Origin of the sequence: Parafrigoribacterium mesophilum, assembly GCF_039652555.1 — a bacterium.
Taxonomy (GTDB): domain Bacteria; phylum Actinomycetota; class Actinomycetes; order Actinomycetales; family Microbacteriaceae; genus Parafrigoribacterium; species Parafrigoribacterium mesophilum.
The window spans coordinates 236,403-252,484 of the sequence record NZ_JBDJAF010000003.1 but is presented as its reverse complement, the minus strand read 5'-3'; the positions used below and the strand labels follow the sequence as shown (position 1 = coordinate 252,484).

The window sequence follows — 16,082 nt, the reverse complement described above, 5'->3', positions numbered from 1 at the left end:
GGGAGAGAACATGCAGTTCTTTTTGCAGACTTTGGTAGGTGGGATCGGCATCGGTGCGATCTATGTACTCGTTGCGCTTGGATTCTCACTTGTTTACCGGGCCATGGGGCTGGTCAACTTCGCCCACGGCGACATCCTCATGATCGGCGCGTATATAGCGGCGACTCTGTTTGTCAGCACGAAGCTGCCATTTTGGATCGCCATGATCGTCTCCATTGCCGCCACTGCCGTGCTCGGCCTTGTCATCGAGCGCATTTTGCGTCCCCTCGAGAACAAGGACTTCGATCTGATGTTGATCGGCACCCTTGGCTTCGGCATCATGCTCGAGGGCATAGCGATCATCATCTGGGGAACTGCGGGGCAGTCCGTGCCAAGCCCGGTAGGGGAGCAGCCCTTCAACCTTTTCGGCATCTACATCAAACAGTTTCAACTTCTGGTCATCGTCATTGCCACCATCGCGTCGGCCGTGCTCTGGTTCTTTCTCGATCGCACGAAACGTGGAATCGCGATGCAGGCCGTTGCCATGGACTTCGAAGAAGCAACAGCACTGGGTGTGAACGTCGGCCGCAGCAATGCCTTCGCGTTCGCGATCGGCGCCGCACTCGCCGCCCTGGGCGGCGGATTGGCTGGGCCGGTGCTGTATGTCAGTCCGACGTTCGGAGCGACGCTCGGCATCATGGGCTTTGCAGCAGCCGTTCTCGGAGGTTTCGGCAACATCAAGGGTGCCATCGTTGGCGGCCTCGGATTCGGCATTCTCTACGCCTTTGCGCAGGGGTTCTTCCAGGGCTATGCCGATCTGGCGGCGTTCCTGGCCTTCGCCGTAGTGGTCGTCATCCGCCCAACAGGAATCTTCGGAGAGAGCACGGTGAACCGCGCATGACCAAGAAAATCATCGTTCCGTTGATCGTCTTGGCAGCGATCACCTTCTACTTGCCGTATCTGTTCGACAGCTACACCGTGCACGTGGCCAACGTTGCCATGATCTTCTGCCTCCTGGCCATCGGACTGTTTCTGTCGATGGGAATCGGTGGCCAGTTCGACTTGGCGCAGGTCGCCTTCCTGGGGATCGGTGCATACACGGCGGCGGTCCTGACCATCCAACTGGGATGGAACTTTTGGCCTGCGGCGTTGTGCGGTGTGCTCCTCACCGTTGTGGTGTCGCTTCTGGTGGGCATCCCCGCGCTGCGGCTTCAATCCCACTATCTGGCCATCGTCACGCTCGGCCTGGCCCTCGCCTTCGTCAGCCTGGTGCTCAATCTGCCCATCGCGGGCCAAGGTTCCGGGCTCAGCGGTGTTCCGGCACCGATCTTCTTCGGAATAGACCTGTCCAGCGATTACCTCTTCTACTACCTCGAATTGGTCATCGTGATCATCGGCATCGCCTTCGCAGCCTTCGTCGTGCACACCGGACTGGGTCGCAGGCTCAAGGCAATGCGCGATGACCATCTGGCGGCCGCCGCGATGGGAGCCGAGGTCCCCATCCTCAGGATGGTGGCCTTCGCGTTCGGCGGACTCTACGGCGGCGTCGCCGGTGTTCTCTACGCCGGCATGATCCGCTACGTCGCTCCGGACTCGTTCAGCCTCGCCAACATGTTCTTCCTGCTGGCGATGGTGGTCATCGGCGGACGCCACAGCCTGCCCGGCGTGGTCGTCGGTTCCATTGCCTTGATCTTCATCCGCGAGGCGCTGGCTGACTTCTCCATTTATGCGCAGCTCGGGTACGGCGCCCTCGTCGTCATCATCGTGGTGTTCCTGCCCGCGGGTTTCGCGGGGATCCCCGCTCAGGTGAAAAAGAACTGGCAGAAGCGACGCGGCAACACGATGGCGGGAAAGCGGGTGGGCCTGTACGTGCCGCTTGCGCTGGGCTCCGGGAGTGCCGATGGCACCCCGGCAGCCGAAGCACCGATCGCACTGGAAGTCACGAACGTCGTGAAAAGCTTCAAAGGACTGCGAGCCCTCGATGGGGTTTCACTCTCGGTTCGCGAAGGCGAGATCCGGGGCATCGTGGGCCCCAACGGTTCGGGTAAGACGACCCTGTTCAACGTGTTGAGCGGCGTGCACCCTCCGACGTCAGGATCAATCGAAGTGTTCGGGCAGCGATCGACCAACACGGTGGCGTACAAACTGTCGCTGAGAGGGGTGGCCCGCACCTTTCAGAACCTGCGGCTCTTCCCCCTGTTGACCGTGCGTGACAACGTGCTCGTTGGACTCGACCGCAGCCGAACGATGTGGGGCTGGCGGTACCTCTTGTGGCCCTTCGCCATCTTGGGCAAGGATCGTGCGATGGGGAAGAAGGCCGATGAGCTGCTGGAGCGTTACGGCCTCACCGAGTTGGCCGGCGCCGCACCGGGAGAACTCTCGTATGGGGCCCAGCGTCGGGTCGAAATCGCCAGGGCCATGGCGACCGCACCGAGGATGCTGCTGCTCGACGAGCCCGCAGCCGGCCTGAACGGAGACGAAGTCAATCAGCTCAAGCTGATTGTGCGCGACATCCGCGCGCAGGGTGTGACCGTTCTGCTCATCGAACACAACATGGGCCTGGTGATGTCGCTCTGCGACCGGGTCACCGTATTGGCCACCGGCAAGGTGATCGCCGATGGCTTCCCTTCCGATGTGGCACGCACTCCCGCCGTGATCGAGGCGTATCTCGGCGACGATTCGGCACTCGAGGAAGACGTCCTCGGTGCGGACATCGACCATGCAGACAGTGAAACGACGACCGACGGGGTGACGGCACAGTGAGTACAGCAATTGATCCGCAGTCGCGCGATATCGCCGGCGCGTCGAAGAGTCCGGGCGCGGAGCTCATCGTGAGAAACCTGTCGGTGAACTACGGCGGCGTCGCCGCGGTTCGAGGCATCAGTTTCCGGGTCGGAGTCGGCCAATCCGTCGGCATCATCGGCGCGAACGGAGCCGGCAAGAGCTCGACCCTCAAAGCGGTCCTCGGGTTGGTGCACCGTCACGCGGATGAACTGACTTACGGGGATGCCGACCTCCTGCACATTGCTGCACGCAAGGTGGTGTCGCAGGGGATCGGTTACGTGCCGGAAGGGCGCCACGTCTTCAGCGGCCTGAGCGTGGAGAAGAACCTCTTTCTCGGGGCCTATATCCAACGGTGGAACAACGCCACTCGAGCGCAGGTCAACGAGATCTACGAGATGTTTCCGGTGCTCGGCGAAATGAAGTCACGACTTGCTGGAGCACTTTCCGGTGGTCAGCAGCAGATGCTCGCCATCGGCCGAGCGCTGATGTCGCAGCCGCGCCTCCTGGTGCTTGACGAGCCGTCGATGGGATTGTCTCCGATACTGGTTGACGAGGTTCTCGAGGTCATTCAGCGCCTGAACAAGACCGGGATGAGCATCCTCCTCGTCGAGCAGAACGCCAAGCTCACCTTCGAGGCGACCACACAGTGTTACGTGATGGAAAATGGCGAGATCGTGATGGACGGGGCAGCCGCCGATCTTCGGCATGACCCGCGCGTGCGCCAGATCTACCTCGGAATCTGACGGGGATGCCAAAGTCACGGGTGCTTGTGCTCAACGGGCCGAATCTGAACTTTCTCGGCCGGCGTGAGCCGGACATCTACGGCTCCGTGACACTCGCGCAGGTGAGCGAATCACTTTCGCAGGCTGGCGAGCGCTGCGGAGTCGCCGTCGACTTCCGCCAGAGCAACAGCGAGAGTGTGCTCATCGATGCCGCCCAGGAGGCGATGTCCGACTTCGATGCCGTGATCATCAACGCGGGCGGGCTGAGCCATTCCTCCGTGTCGCTGCGCGACGCGTTGGCGATGCTCTCGGTACCGGTCGTTGAGGTGCACATCACCAACATCCACGCGCGAGAGCAGTTTCGGCACCATTCGTACGTCTCGGAGGTCGCGAGGGCAGTCATCGTCGGCGCCGCGACCAACGGTTACCTTCTCGCCCTGGAACATGTGATGAGCCTCATCGCTGCCGCACCACTCCACGAGCCTACCGCCGGAGACGTCGCCCCGGCTGCGTCCGCGCTCGTCCTAAGCGGTCCTAATTTGAACCTGCTCGGCAGCCGGGAACCGGAGATCTATGGGCACGTGACGTTGGCGCAGATCTGCGAACGGGTCACCGCGGAAGCGGCGCGGCTGGCAGTCACCGTCGACTTTCGCCAGAGCAACAGCGAAGCCGCACTTGTCGATGCGGTGCAGGAAGCGATGAGCGGCTTCGATGCTGTCATCATCAACCCGGCCGGCCTGTCCTTCACCTCGGTTTCGCTGCGGGATGCTCTCGCGATGCTTCCGGTACCGGTCACCGAAGTGCACATCAGCAACATCATGGCGCGTCCTGCGGAATATCTGCATCACTCGCTCATCTCCTCGGTCGCCACGACGGTGATCATGGGGGCGGGGGCGAATGGCTACGAACTGGCGCTGCGGCAGGTGGCACATGATGCCGCCGAACGGTAGTGATGAGGTTCTAGTGCCCGAACGCGTCAGAGTCGTAGATGTCGGCCTCACCGGTGTCAAGTTGAGAGACGCGCTCCAAGTCTTCAGTTGACAGATCGAAGTCAAAGCTGGCCATGTTTTCGGTCAGGTGCACGCGTGAGGACGCCTTGGGAATGGCGCTATATCCCTGCTGGGTGTGCCAGCGGAGGATGATCTGACTTGGCGTCCTCCCGTACTTGTCCGCCAAGGCAAGAACGAGCCGCTCCGTTCGGAGTCCGCTGTCTCGGCCCAGCGGGCTCCAACACTGGGTCGCTATCCCGTACTCGCGGTGGAGGGCACGCGCCGAGTTGCGAGTATGGCGTGGGTCCAGCTGTAGCTGATTGACATCAGGCACCAATCCGACGTCGAACAGTCGATCCAGGTGAGCCGGCTTGAAGTTCGAAACACCCACGGCCCGGATCAGGCCTTCGCGAAGCAGATAATCGAGACCTTCGACCGCCTCGACGTAGTGCCCCTGGTTAGGGTTGGGCCAATGTACCGTGAACAGGTCGATGTAATCGACATTGAGGCGCTCGATGGCGTTCGTGAACGCTTGCCGCACGCCGCGTCGACTGTGCCATTGCCTATTGAACTTGGTAGTGATGAACACTTCGTCTCTGTCGATCCCGCTTCGCCGAAGACCCTCGGCGACGCCGCATTCATTGCCGTATTGTTCCGCAGTGTCGAAGAGGCGGAAGCCGATCTCGATGGCAGTTTCCACCGCGGCGGCGGTCTGCTCGTCATCCATCGGCCAGGTCCCCAGTCCCAACAGCGGCATCGAAGCGCCCGAGAGCAAACGGACCGAGTGTATTGACGTATCCCGCACGGCGCTCACTTCCAGTCCTCGAAGTCGATCCAGATCTTTCCGCCGAGTCGCGCGGCGGAAAGAATGTCCACAACCCCCTGCGCAGGGTCGACCGGCGGGCGCAACGCTATTGTCGGGTCGAGCGTATGGTCGGCAATCGACGCGATTGCCGAGCGGAAGTCCTCCGGATGGTTGTAGATGAGTTGGCCGTTGATCCTGAGCTCTTTTTGCACGATGGTTTGGGAAACAACCTCGGTCGGCCGATTGGTCTGGCCGATCACGCACACCGTTCCCAGCTTCTGCGCCCGGTCAATGGCCGTCTGCAATCCGGCCGGTGCGCCGGAGGTTTCGAAGACGAGATCGTAGAGTTCACCGGCGTCCATTTCGTGTGCGCCGTGCGCGATTGCCGTTGCCAGCTTTTGCGGGTTGGGCTCCGACACGGCCGGAGCCAGGCCGGCTTCGGCCAAGAGCGTCGCGACAATGAGTCCCTGCGACCCTGCGCCGACCACGAGCACGCTTTCGTAGTGCGGCCCGAGGTACCTCTGTACCGCGACATGAGCGACCACACTCGGCTCCAATGACGCAAGCACGTCCTTCGGCGTTCCAGCGGGTACCTTCCAGGCGAATCGAGCCGGGATGGTGACGAATTCGGAGAACAGTCCCGGCGAGTTGATTCCGACGATGATTCGGTTGGTGCACATTTTGGTCTCACCGCGTAGGCACCAGCTGCACTTCATGCACGCGATGTTCGGCTCAACGATGACAAGGTCTCCCGTCGAGACATCGCTGACATCCGGCGCAACGTCGACGACGACTCCGCCGCCCTCGTGCCCGATGACCCATGGGTGCTGCGGAATCGCGCGGTGGCCGTGAACCACGGAGAGATCTGAGCCGCAGACGCCACCCGCGAGCATCCGGATCTTCACTTCACCGCGATGAACCTCTGGTTCGGGAAAGAGGTCAGAAACCTCCAGCACGTTGTCTTTCACCAAGTTGATGCTTTTCACGACATTCCATTCCCGAGGTCTTCTGCGACCACATCGGAGACACGAGGCTCCATTGTTCGACTAACGTACAAACATGCGCTATTCGAACTTCTAGGCGTAATATTACGCGTATCCTCTGGCGGACGCTGTAGTCGCGGGGACAGAAACGGAAGAAGTCTCCATGCGCAAGTCGATTGCCACCGTGTGTCTCAGCGGAACGCTGAGGGACAAACTGCGGGCGTGTTCCGCTGCTGGTTTCGACGGCGTGGAGATCTTCGAAAATGATCTTGTCGTCTCGTCCGACACCCCCGCGACGATCGCGAGCTACGCCGCCGACCTTGGTTTGACCATCGATCTCTACCAGCCGTTTCGCGACTTCGAGGGAGTCGCGGCCGATCGGGTGGGTCACAACCTGAAGCGTGCGGCTGCCAAATTCCGACTGATGAACTCCTTGGGTGCCAATCTGGTTCTCGCCTGCAGCAACGTTGCAACAGCCACGATCGCTGATGATGATGTGGCAGCGGAGCAGTTGCGCCGCCTGGCAGACCTGGCCGCAGAGCACGGAATACGAGTCGCCTACGAGGCATTGGCGTGGGGAAAATACGTCTCGGATTTCGAGCATGCTCATCGAATCGTGGAGTTGGCCGATCATCCGGCGCTGGGCACGTGCCTCGACAGCTTCCACGTCCTGTCTCGCCGTTGGGACCCGGAGCCGATTGAGCGGCTCGATCCCGCGAAGATCTTTTTCTGCCAACTGGCGGATGCCACCCGCCTGAGCATGGACATCCTCTCCTGGAGCAGACATCACCGTGTGTTCCCTGGTGAGGGCGGATGGGATCTACCTGGTTTCCTGGCTCGCGTCGTGCGCAGCGGGTATACCGGGACCATCTCACTTGAAGTTTTCAACGACGTCTTCCGGCAGAGTCCTGCAGAACACACGGCGTTGGATGGGATGCGTTCGCTGATCTGGCTAGAGGACCAGACCGCGCGCAGGCTGGCCGCGGATAACCCGAGCGACGGCTCCGACCTCACTTCACACACCACGGCAGAACTTATTACATTGCCTCAGGTCGGACAGCCCACCGGGATAAACTTCGCGGAGGTGAAGGCAGCGAGTCCGTCTGAAATGGAGGCGCTGCTCTCCCAGATGGGGTTCCGGTTCAGCGGACGCCATCGCACCAAACCGGTTCAGCTCTGGCTACAGGGCCAGGCAAGAATTGTCATCAACGAGCAGCAGCCCACCGGCGGCAGCCCGACGATTTCCGCCATCGGCTTTGACCTCTCGGACCCGGCCGCCGCGTTCTCGCGAGCTCAGTTGCTCAAAGCCGTGGTGGTTCCGCGGCAAACCAACGCCGAGGAAGAGACACTTCAAGCGATCGCTTCGCCTGATTCCACCGAGGTCTTTCTGTGTCAAGGTTCGCCGGATGGCTCCGCCGCGTGGATCGCTGAATTTGGCAACGACGCACTAGTCTCGAACCCTGATGTGGACCCCTCGGTCCCCGCCACCGGTGGAATCACCCACATCGATCACATCAACCTGTCCCAGCCGTGGCAGCACTTCGACGAAACCGTCCTGTTCTACGAAAGCATGCTGTCGTTGAATGCCCAACCCTCCTCCGATGTCTCGGCACCGAGCGGGCTCGTGCGCAGCCAAGTGATTCGGTCTGACGATGGCGCCGTCCGCCTTGCGCTGAACATCGCGCCGTTGGCGTTGGAGGGCTCCGGGTCTTCGGCAGCGGCTATCTATCCGGAGCATGTAGCTTTCGCGACAGATGATTTGATCGGCGTCGCTCGACGCGCGCATTCTCGTGGGCTGCGGTTTCTTTCCGTGCCCCAGAACTACTATGAGGACCTTGAGGCGAGACTGGATATCGAGCCCGCGCTCCTGAGGACGCTCCGCGAACTGAACCTGTTATATGACCAAGACGAGAACGGCGCATTTCTGCACTTCTACACGCGGACGATCGGAACGGTCTTCTTTGAGGTCGTGGAACGCCGAGAAGGCTATGAGGGATATGGGGCGCCCAATGCTCCCGTGCGCCTTGCGTCCCAGTACGAACGTCGGGAACCGGGTTCCTCCTACGATGCCGCGACCATCGCGGGCTGAGACCGGACGAGGCGTCATAACGGCAGGCTTCCTGTTACGTCGTGGAAAACCGAATGACGAGATCGGCCAGCTCGCCGGCGGGCGCTACTCGCCGGGCATTGTCCTCGTCGGAACCGCGCGCCATCGCTGCTGCTGCTGCTGCGGATTTGCCGAACTCTCGGTGTCGAGCTTCAAGCCGCGAGATCCGGACAGTGTCCTCAACCTCTAAAAACCACGTTTCGTCGAGGAAAGTCCGGATCTCTCGCCACCGAGGCTCGGCAGACAGCAGATAGTTCCCCTCGGTGATGACAACCTGGGTCGTTGGCTGGATCGGGATCAGGCCGGCCACCGGTTCTCCGATGCGGCGGTCGAAGCCAGGTGCATAGATGATCCTGTCGGAGCAGTCACGCAGTCGTTGGAGGAGTGCCAGGTATCCGTCGATGTCGAACGTGTCGATCGCGCCCCGACGACTCAGCTGCTCTGGCGACGACAGTGCTGTGCTCGCGATGTGGAATCCGTCCATCGGCACGACCACTGAAGCCGTGCCGAGTTTCGCGACGAGTTGCTCGCTCAAAGTCGACTTACCCGATCCCGGAGCTCCGCAGATGCCCAGCACGTAGCGTTGGCCATCCAGCAGGTGTGCGGTCAGTCTTGCGGCCAGCGCCGTGACGTCTGCGTCGACCTGGACGATGGTCCGCGAGCCGGTCATCTATTCTTCCAACGTCGTCGTCTTGGCGGAAACTGTATCGGGCCCAGGGCGCACCAGGAGGCGGAGCCGACCGCCTGTGTGTCTGCACGTTGCGGCGGCGATGTCCATGGCAGTGGCAAGCACGCTTGTCCACTTTTCACGGTCGATCGGTACTCCGTCGGTGGTGAGCGAATGGATCACGGAGGCGAGGGTCGCATCGCCCGCACCCATGGTATCCACGATGGGGTAGTCGATCGGACTTGTCGGCACGTGCACGGATACTCCATTGCTCGTTTCCATCGATGCGCCGTCGGCTCCGGCGGTAGCGAGCACCGCTTTGGCGCCAGCAGCCAGCAGTCGCCGCTGGACTGCTTCGTTTCGCATCCCGTAGAGCAAATCTGCGTCGTCTGCGCTGAGCTTGACCATCAGGCTGCGCGAGCTGAGCCGCTCAAGATTCGTGACGAACAGCCTGCGGTCATGGAGCATCCCCCGCCGAGGGTTCGCGTCGATGACGACGGCCGTGTCGCAACCGGCGAGGCAGGCCTCGAGGTCATCGACTTGCGGCTGGTCATCGAAGGGAAAGCAACTGATGGCGACAAGGGACGCGCTCGTGATGGCGGTTCGCTCCCGAGGCCCGAACCGAACTCGTCGATTCTGAGCCGCGGCGTTGAACGTGTAGGTCGGTTCGCCGTTCGTGCGATCCGAGACCGCCCGCGAGGTTCCCGCGCTGCTGGGGCTGTCGAGCAGCCGGATGCCCTGCTCTTGGAGCACCGAACGAATCGCCCTGCCGTCATCATCGTCGCCCACCATCGCGATGAGGGTGGCGTCGGCTCCCAGGATGGAAAGGCCGACGGCGACGTTCAGTGCGGCACCGCCGACGTGATCGACCAGCCGGCCGCCCTCACGAATTTCGTCGATGAGCGCGTCCCCGATCACCACCACGGAGGTTGGGCCAAGGTTCGGTCGTCGCTCAGTCACTGGGCACGATCTCCCCTGAACCGCGTGGGATCAGAGTGGTTGGCACAACATACGTGCGCTCGGGTTGAGCATCGCCGTCGATGCGGGCAAACAGTCGCTCGGCTGCCAATGCTCCGATGCGCTTGGGGTTCTGTGCGACGACCGTGATGCCGGGTTCGAGCAGGTCTGCGAGGTCGAAATCGTCGAAGCCCACCATCGCCACCGATCGGTGCATTCCGCGATCGCGGAGCGCACGAATGGCGCCGATGGTGACGAGGTCTTGACTGCTGAAGATCGCGGTCGGAACGTTGGAGCTGTCGAGGAGGGCCGTCATAGCCGCGCGGGCCTTGTCCTCGTTGTTCAGTCCTTCGATCACGGTGACGGTGCTCGTGGGGATTCCCGCACGGCCCAGCTCGTCAAGGAATCCGCGTTGTCGCTCCCGAGCCGTTTGGATTTGCGAGCGGTCGCCGAGAAATGCGATGCGACGGTGGCCGTGCTCGATGAGATGCCGCGTCGCCGCCGAAGAGCCGGCTGCATTGTCGCTGACGACGGCGTCCGCGTCGATGCCGACCGGCTCGCGGTCCACGAAGACGAGCCGCGTGCCGCGCTCCTGCTCCGGCAGCAGGTAGGACTGGTTCTTACTCGCCGTGGTGAGGATGAGTCCGTCGACCCGTCGACGGAGCAGGGCCGAAACGATCGCCACCTCCCGTTCGGCGTCATCGTCGAGGCTCGATGCGAATACTGCCACTCCTCGGATGGCGGCGGCATTCTCGATGGCGCGATGGACGGCGCCGGCGAAGGGATTACCGACGTTGCCTACGAGCAGTCCCAGGGTCTTCGTCTTGCGGTCGCTGCGCCGCAGGTTGCCGGCGTGCAGGTCCGGAAGGTAGTGCAGGCTTTGGGCCGCGGCGAGGACTTTCGCTGCGGTGGCAGGCGAGACGTTGGGCTCTCCGTTGATTACCCTCGAGACTGTCTTCGTTCCGACGCCAGCGAGCGCGGCGACGTGCCGTATGGTCGGGCGTTGCTGCGGCCTTGCGCGGGTGGAATCTGACAACGGTGTCACGGTTTCATCTCCGATTGTACGAATTGGCTTGACTCACCATACTATTTGCTCTACACATGTACCTTGACATCGTTGTCAATTTGGGATCGTCCAAGAAAGAGGAAATTCAATGTTGAATCGCACAGCATCACGGCCGGTGGCGAAAAGCCTCGTCGCGGCTTGTTCCATCGCCATGATCGCAGCCTTCGGGATGACGGGTTGCGCGGATCCGTCGTCGAATAGCCAAGCGTCGACGAAGGACACAGGAGACATTGGCATCTCCCTCATTGTCAAGACGACCACCAACCCCTTCTTCGTCTCGATGAACGACGCGGCCAAGGCGGCAGCGGCGAAAGATGGCGTGAAGTTGACTCTTGCGGCAGGCAAGAAGGATGGGGACGCCGCGACCCAGATCAAGGCCGTCGAGGATTCCATCTCCCGCGGTGACAAGGGCATTTTGATCACCCCGATCGATTCCACCGTGAACACGGCGATCGCCAAGGCGCGCAAGGCGGGAATCTACGTGATCGCCCTCGACACCGCACCGGTACCGGCCAGCGCGGTCGACATCACCTTCGCGACAGACAACCGGGCAGCCGGCGTGTCCATCGGAAAATGGGCCGCTGCTCAGCTCAATGGGAAAAAAGCAGTCATCGGGTTGGTTGACCTGTTCAATAACCAGGTCGCCTCCGTGGACTACCAGCGGGACCAGGGCTTCCTCGAAGGCATGGGGATCGATGTCGCCGATCCGAACAAGAACGGTGACGAGGCGAAAACCGGCAAGTACACCGGGGGACAGGGCGGTGAATACGAAATTGCCGGCAGCCAACCTTCGAACGGCGACGAGGCAGACGGACGCACGGCCATGGAGACCCTGCTCTCGAAAAACCCGAATATCAACCTCGTCTACTCGATCAACGAGCCTGCCGGATATGGCGCGTATCAAGCGCTGAAGGCCGCGGGGATGGACAAGACCACGATCATCGTCTCGGTCGATGGTGGTTGCACCGGCGTCAAGGAAGTCGCCGATGGCATCCTCGGTGCCACGGCTCAGCAGTACCCGTCGAAGATGGCCGAACTCGGCATGGCCGCAATCGTGAAGCTGGTCAAGTCAGGTGAGAAGCCCAGCGTGTCGAGCGGGCTGGACTTCTTCAGCACCGGATCCCAATTGGTCACGGACAAGACGGTGTCAGGGCTGGACAGCATCGATAGCGCCGCAGCGTCGAAGATTTGCTGGGGTAAGTAGCAACAGCGATCCGGCGGCATGCCTGCACGGTCAGGCATGCCGCCCGAGTAATCTACGGACGACGACGTTCAGGAGAAACAGTGAGCGTGAACACCATCGGGAATCCGGATTCCACGAAGCGCGTTGATTTGGCTAGCGAGTTCTTGGATCGGCAAACCCCGCTCGGCAGGGTCCGGAACATCCTTCACCGATACCCGGCGTTGAGTCCTGGAATCGTGCTTTTCATCGCCGTCATCGTTTTCGGCCTCCTGAACCCCCGGTTCTATTACGCGAACAACCTGTCGTTGATCACTCAACAGGTGGCCGTCGTAGGCACCTTGGCGATCGCCCAAACATTGATCATCCTCACGGCCGGCATCGATTTGTCCGTCGGAGCGATCATGGTGTTGTGCTCGATGGTAATGGCACAGACAGCGAGTCAAAACGGACTGCCGGCACCGCTCGCGTTGCTGCTGGGCATCATCGTCGGACTGGCATCCGGCGCTCTTAACGGCGTGCTGGTGACGCGACTCAATCTGCCGCCGTTCATCGTGACCCTGGGCACGCTCAACATCTTCCTTGCACTGATGTTGCTGTACTCCAACAGCGCATCCGTGATCGGCCAGAATATCCCTGCGCTGATCACGTCGACCGGCAGCACCTTCACCATCGGCGGGATGAGCATCACCTACGGAGTCGTGATTATGCTCCTGCTCTACATCGTCGTGGCGTTCGTCCTCGGCAAGACGGCGTGGGGTCGACATGTCTACGCGGTGGGCGACGACCCGGAATCGGCGCGTCTGGCCGGGATCAGCGTGAATCGGGTGCTGATGAGCGTGTACGTATTCGCAGGGGCCATCATGGCGATCGGCGCATGGACGCAGATCGGTAGAGCCAACGCGGCGAGCCCCAACGCCGGCACCGACATCAACCTCGACTCGATTACCGCCGTGGTCATTGGCGGCACGAGCTTGTTCGGCGGTCGCGGGACCATTTGGGGTTCGCTTCTGGGCGCGCTGATAGTCGGAGTTTTCCGCAACGGACTGGCGCTTGCCGGACTCGACGTGCTGTATCAAACCCTCGCGGTGGGCATCCTGATCGTGGTCGCGGTCTCCCTGGACCAGTGGATCAGGAAGGTACGGAAATGACCCTCGCAGAAGCACAGCAGGCCTGGGGAGCCCCTGAAGGGGTGATGCCTGTTCTCGAGGCGAAGCGGCTGGTGAAGACCTTCGGACGTGTCGTCGGATTGGACGGGGTAAGCCTGGCACTGTACCCGGGTGAGGTTCTGGCCATCATCGGCGACAACGGAGCCGGGAAGTCGACCCTCGTCAAATGCCTCACCGGTGCGGAGATCCCCGATGAAGGCGAGATCTGGCTGAACGGACAGCAGGTGCACTTCAAGGGCCCACAGGACGCACGAACAGCTGGTGTGGAGACGGTGTACCAGACCCTTGCTGTCTCGCCCGCGCTCGACGTCGCCTCGAACCTGTTCCTCGGCCGCGAGCAACGCCGGAAGGGCATCCTCGGCTCCGTGTTTCGCATGCTTGATACCAAAGGGATGCGAACTCGGGCTCGGGCGGAGGTGCTGAACCTTGGCATCGCCACCCTGCAGGATGTCACCGTTCCGGTAGAGAACCTTTCGGGCGGACAACGTCAAGCGGTCGCGGTGGCCCGCGCGGCAGCCTTCGGATCACACGTGGTCGTGCTCGACGAACCGACTGCAGCGCTGGGGGTGCGTGAGTCGAATCAGGTGCTCCAGCTCGTTCGCACCCTGAGGGACAACGGGATTCCGGTGATCCTGATCAGCCACAACATGCCGCAGGTGTTCGAGGTGGCGGACCGCATTCACATTCAGCGTCTGGGCAAATGTGCCGCGACGATCACGCCACAAACTCACTCCATGACTGATGCAGTTGCGATCATGACGGGCGCCACCCTCGGCAACTGAAAAACGCGGGGCTCACGACACCACGGCGTGCGCGTAGGCAGCAGGACCGGTCTCGACATCGGGACCCAGGAAACCCCAGGTCTTCATCCACTCCCGGGTCGTGGCGAACATCTTCTCGGTGTACGGCTCGAACACGATTCGCTCGCCGGTGCCGTACCGGCGGACATCGGTGAGCGTTGCAAGATCAGGCGGCAATTCGTGCAGCCAATGGTGCTTGTACCGTTCCGGCTGCAAGTCGATATCCCGCTGAGCCTTCTGCAGCGCGCGGAAATAGCCCTCGGCGTTATTGGTGCTCGTCCGCGTCGAGAGCAGGAATCCCACGATGAACGTGGTGTCGATGAGTTTGTGGAAGCCCAGCTGAGCGAGAAGGTAGAACTGTGGCCCGAACACATTGGCCGCCGGTAGCTCCCCCTGGAGCATGAGCCGTACCCGGTCGATGGGTCGACCCGCGAACGACAGGGAGATCGCATCCTTGGGGAGAAAAGGTTCGAGACCCTGAATCGCCGAATAGTGACTACCGGAGTGATAGCCCACCGCGATGGGAACACCATCAAGGTGTTCCGGCCGCTTGTATGGGGAGTCCGGTTGCACGAAGATTCCGGACGGCACGACCGAGTACCCTCGGCCCCACATCTTGCCCGTCTCGGGTGACGCCGTTGCATTCACGGCCCAGTGGCAAGCGCTGGAGACATCCGCGGTGCGGCCGCGTTCGATGTCTTCGAAGGCGCCGGAGTGGATTTCGCGCGGTGTGTTCACGGCAGACCCGACCGCCGCGGTGGTCTGCGAGCTGCCCGCGAAACTGGTTGTTTCGAAGTGATAGTCCAGGCCCTGGGCTGCGAAATATCCGTGTTCCTCAGCGACCCACTCCTGCAGCCTCACGTGGGGCTGGATCACGAACTTGGCCATGGAGTCCGCTTCCTGTGCACCGATTCCCCCAATGTTACGCGACCGGAGAGGTTTGGTCGCGGCCGACTCAGAGCGGGTGGACGGTGGGGCTGAGTCCGGTGCCACCGGCCTGGGCGAACGGGCGGGCCGCGGTGAGGTCATCGCTGATGCGTTGGGCGGCGAGCTGCAACGGCGGGAGAAACTTCTGCTGGATCGACTCGAGCGTGTGGGTCGTGGCCGTGGTGGACACGTTGATCGCGGCGATGATGGTGCCGGAGGCGTGCCTGATCGGCACGGCGATCGACCGCAGGCCCACCTCGAGCTCCTGGTCCACGATGGCGAAACCCTGCTTGCGCACCTTGGCCAGTTCCTTCCCCAGCGCCGCCCGGGAGGTGACGGTGTGCGAGGTCAGGCCCTGGAGGTCGGGGTTGGCCAGGTGTGCGTCCAGTTCGTCGGGGGTGAAGCTGGAGAGCAGGACGCGGCCCATCGAGGTGGCATACGCGGGAAACCTGGTGCCGATGTTGATGCGGACCGACATGATGCGGCGGGTGGGAACGCGCGCAACGTAGACGATGTCGCTGCCGTCCAGCACCGAGGCGGAGGTGGACTCGTGGATGCCGGCAGCCAGCTGCTCAAGGTGCGGCTGGGCGATTTCCGGCAGGGTGAGCGACGACAGGTAGCTGAAACCGAGTTCGAGTACCTTCGCGGTGAGACTGAACAGCCGCCCGTCGGTCTTGACGTAGCCCAGCTCGACGAGTGTCAACAGGAAGCGGCGGCTGGTGGCGCGGGTCAGTGAGGTGCGCCGGGCGATGTCGCTCAGCGTCATCTCGGAGTGGTCCGTGTCGAAGGCGCGGATGACACTGAGCCCTCGGGCAAGCGACTGCACGTACTGGCCGCTGGGGTCGCGCGTCGTGTCAAGGCTCTCGACTTTGTCGCTGTCGGACTTGGCGGTCGCAGTGGGGCTCATCCGTATATCTTCTCTCGTGCGGGCGCGCGGTTCGCGCCGC

15 protein-coding genes are annotated in these 16,082 nt (G+C 62.1%); 8 read left to right on the top strand and 7 right to left on the bottom strand.

Going from position 1 to position 16,082, the window contains the following annotated elements; translation table 11 throughout:
- Positions 1–10 precede the first annotated feature (10 nt).
- Genes ABFX56_RS12890 through aroQ form a run of 4 tightly spaced genes read left to right on the top strand, consistent with a single transcriptional unit; the run spans position 11 to position 4,435 of the window.
- Positions 11–880 carry a branched-chain amino acid ABC transporter permease gene (locus ABFX56_RS12890; RefSeq protein WP_346233741.1) on the top strand — a complete coding sequence of 290 codons (870 nt, stop codon included), beginning with the start codon at positions 11–13 and terminating at the stop codon, positions 878–880.
- Positions 877–2,742, top strand: coding sequence for a branched-chain amino acid ABC transporter ATP-binding protein/permease (locus tag ABFX56_RS12885; RefSeq protein ID WP_346233740.1), 1,866 nt, complete (start codon positions 877–879; stop codon positions 2,740–2,742). The genes ABFX56_RS12890 and ABFX56_RS12885 overlap by 4 nt, the downstream gene beginning before the upstream one ends.
- Positions 2,739–3,506 carry an ABC transporter ATP-binding protein gene (locus ABFX56_RS12880; RefSeq protein WP_346233739.1) on the top strand — a complete coding sequence of 256 codons (768 nt, stop codon included), beginning with the start codon at positions 2,739–2,741 and terminating at the stop codon, positions 3,504–3,506. The genes ABFX56_RS12885 and ABFX56_RS12880 overlap by 4 nt, the downstream gene beginning before the upstream one ends.
- 5 nt (positions 3,507–3,511) lie before the next feature.
- The gene (gene aroQ / locus ABFX56_RS12875) at positions 3,512–4,435 is read left to right on the top strand and encodes a type II 3-dehydroquinate dehydratase (RefSeq protein ID WP_346233738.1); all 924 of its coding nucleotides are present in this window, start codon (positions 3,512–3,514) and stop codon (positions 4,433–4,435) included.
- 10 nt (positions 4,436–4,445) lie between these two features.
- Here the strand turns inward: aroQ and ABFX56_RS12870 are convergent, their stop codons facing one another.
- Both ABFX56_RS12870 and ABFX56_RS12865 read right to left on the bottom strand, forming a co-directional pair.
- On the bottom strand, positions 4,446–5,231 hold the full coding sequence (locus ABFX56_RS12870; protein WP_346233797.1) for an aldo/keto reductase: 786 nt from the start codon (positions 5,229–5,231) through the stop codon (positions 4,446–4,448).
- 53 nt (positions 5,232–5,284) lie between these two features.
- Positions 5,285–6,265 (bottom strand): zinc-dependent alcohol dehydrogenase, encoded by a 981-nt coding sequence (locus tag ABFX56_RS12865; RefSeq protein WP_346233737.1) that lies wholly within the window; start codon positions 6,263–6,265, stop codon positions 5,285–5,287.
- Between the two features lie 160 nt (positions 6,266–6,425).
- Between ABFX56_RS12865 and ABFX56_RS12860 the strand changes: the two genes are divergently transcribed.
- A complete protein-coding gene (locus ABFX56_RS12860; protein WP_346233736.1) occupies positions 6,426–8,351 on the top strand; it encodes a bifunctional sugar phosphate isomerase/epimerase/4-hydroxyphenylpyruvate dioxygenase family protein in 1,926 nt (641 codons plus the stop codon).
- A 34-nt stretch (positions 8,352–8,385) separates the two neighbouring features.
- Here ABFX56_RS12860 and ABFX56_RS12855 read toward each other — a convergent pair whose 3' ends face one another.
- From ABFX56_RS12855 to ABFX56_RS12845, 3 genes are read right to left on the bottom strand one after another with little or no spacing between them, the layout of a single operon-like run.
- Positions 8,386–9,039: a nucleoside/nucleotide kinase family protein gene (locus ABFX56_RS12855; RefSeq protein WP_346233735.1), complete on the bottom strand. Its 654-nt coding sequence runs from the start codon at positions 9,037–9,039 to the stop codon at positions 8,386–8,388.
- Entirely contained in the window at positions 9,040–9,996 is a 957-nt protein-coding gene (locus ABFX56_RS12850) for a PfkB family carbohydrate kinase (protein WP_346233734.1), read from the bottom strand.
- On the bottom strand, positions 9,989–11,038 hold the full coding sequence (locus ABFX56_RS12845; protein ID WP_428834446.1) for a LacI family DNA-binding transcriptional regulator: 1,050 nt from the start codon (positions 11,036–11,038) through the stop codon (positions 9,989–9,991). Before ABFX56_RS12845 ends, ABFX56_RS12850 begins: the two co-directional genes overlap by 8 nt.
- 109 nt (positions 11,039–11,147) lie before the next feature.
- Here ABFX56_RS12845 and ABFX56_RS12840 point away from each other — a divergent pair, with 109 nt between their 5' ends.
- From ABFX56_RS12840 to ABFX56_RS12830, 3 genes are all read left to right on the top strand, one after another.
- Positions 11,148–12,263, top strand: coding sequence for a substrate-binding domain-containing protein (locus ABFX56_RS12840; protein ID WP_428834445.1), 1,116 nt, complete (start codon positions 11,148–11,150; stop codon positions 12,261–12,263).
- A gap of 80 nt (positions 12,264–12,343) precedes the next feature.
- On the top strand, positions 12,344–13,390 hold the full coding sequence (locus ABFX56_RS12835; RefSeq protein WP_346233732.1) for an ABC transporter permease: 1,047 nt from the start codon (positions 12,344–12,346) through the stop codon (positions 13,388–13,390).
- Positions 13,387–14,190 carry an ATP-binding cassette domain-containing protein gene (locus ABFX56_RS12830; RefSeq protein ID WP_346233731.1) on the top strand — a complete coding sequence of 268 codons (804 nt, stop codon included), beginning with the start codon at positions 13,387–13,389 and terminating at the stop codon, positions 14,188–14,190. Before ABFX56_RS12835 ends, ABFX56_RS12830 begins: the two co-directional genes overlap by 4 nt.
- 12 nt (positions 14,191–14,202) lie before the next feature.
- On the opposite strand, the gene ABFX56_RS12825 is transcribed toward ABFX56_RS12830, so the two are convergent.
- Positions 14,203–15,096: an ABC transporter substrate-binding protein gene (locus ABFX56_RS12825; protein WP_346233730.1), complete on the bottom strand. Its 894-nt coding sequence runs from the start codon at positions 15,094–15,096 to the stop codon at positions 14,203–14,205.
- A gap of 67 nt (positions 15,097–15,163) precedes the next feature.
- Positions 15,164–16,042, bottom strand: coding sequence for an IclR family transcriptional regulator (locus tag ABFX56_RS12820; protein ID WP_346233729.1), 879 nt, complete (start codon positions 16,040–16,042; stop codon positions 15,164–15,166).
- Between the last annotated feature and the right edge of the window lie 40 nt (positions 16,043–16,082).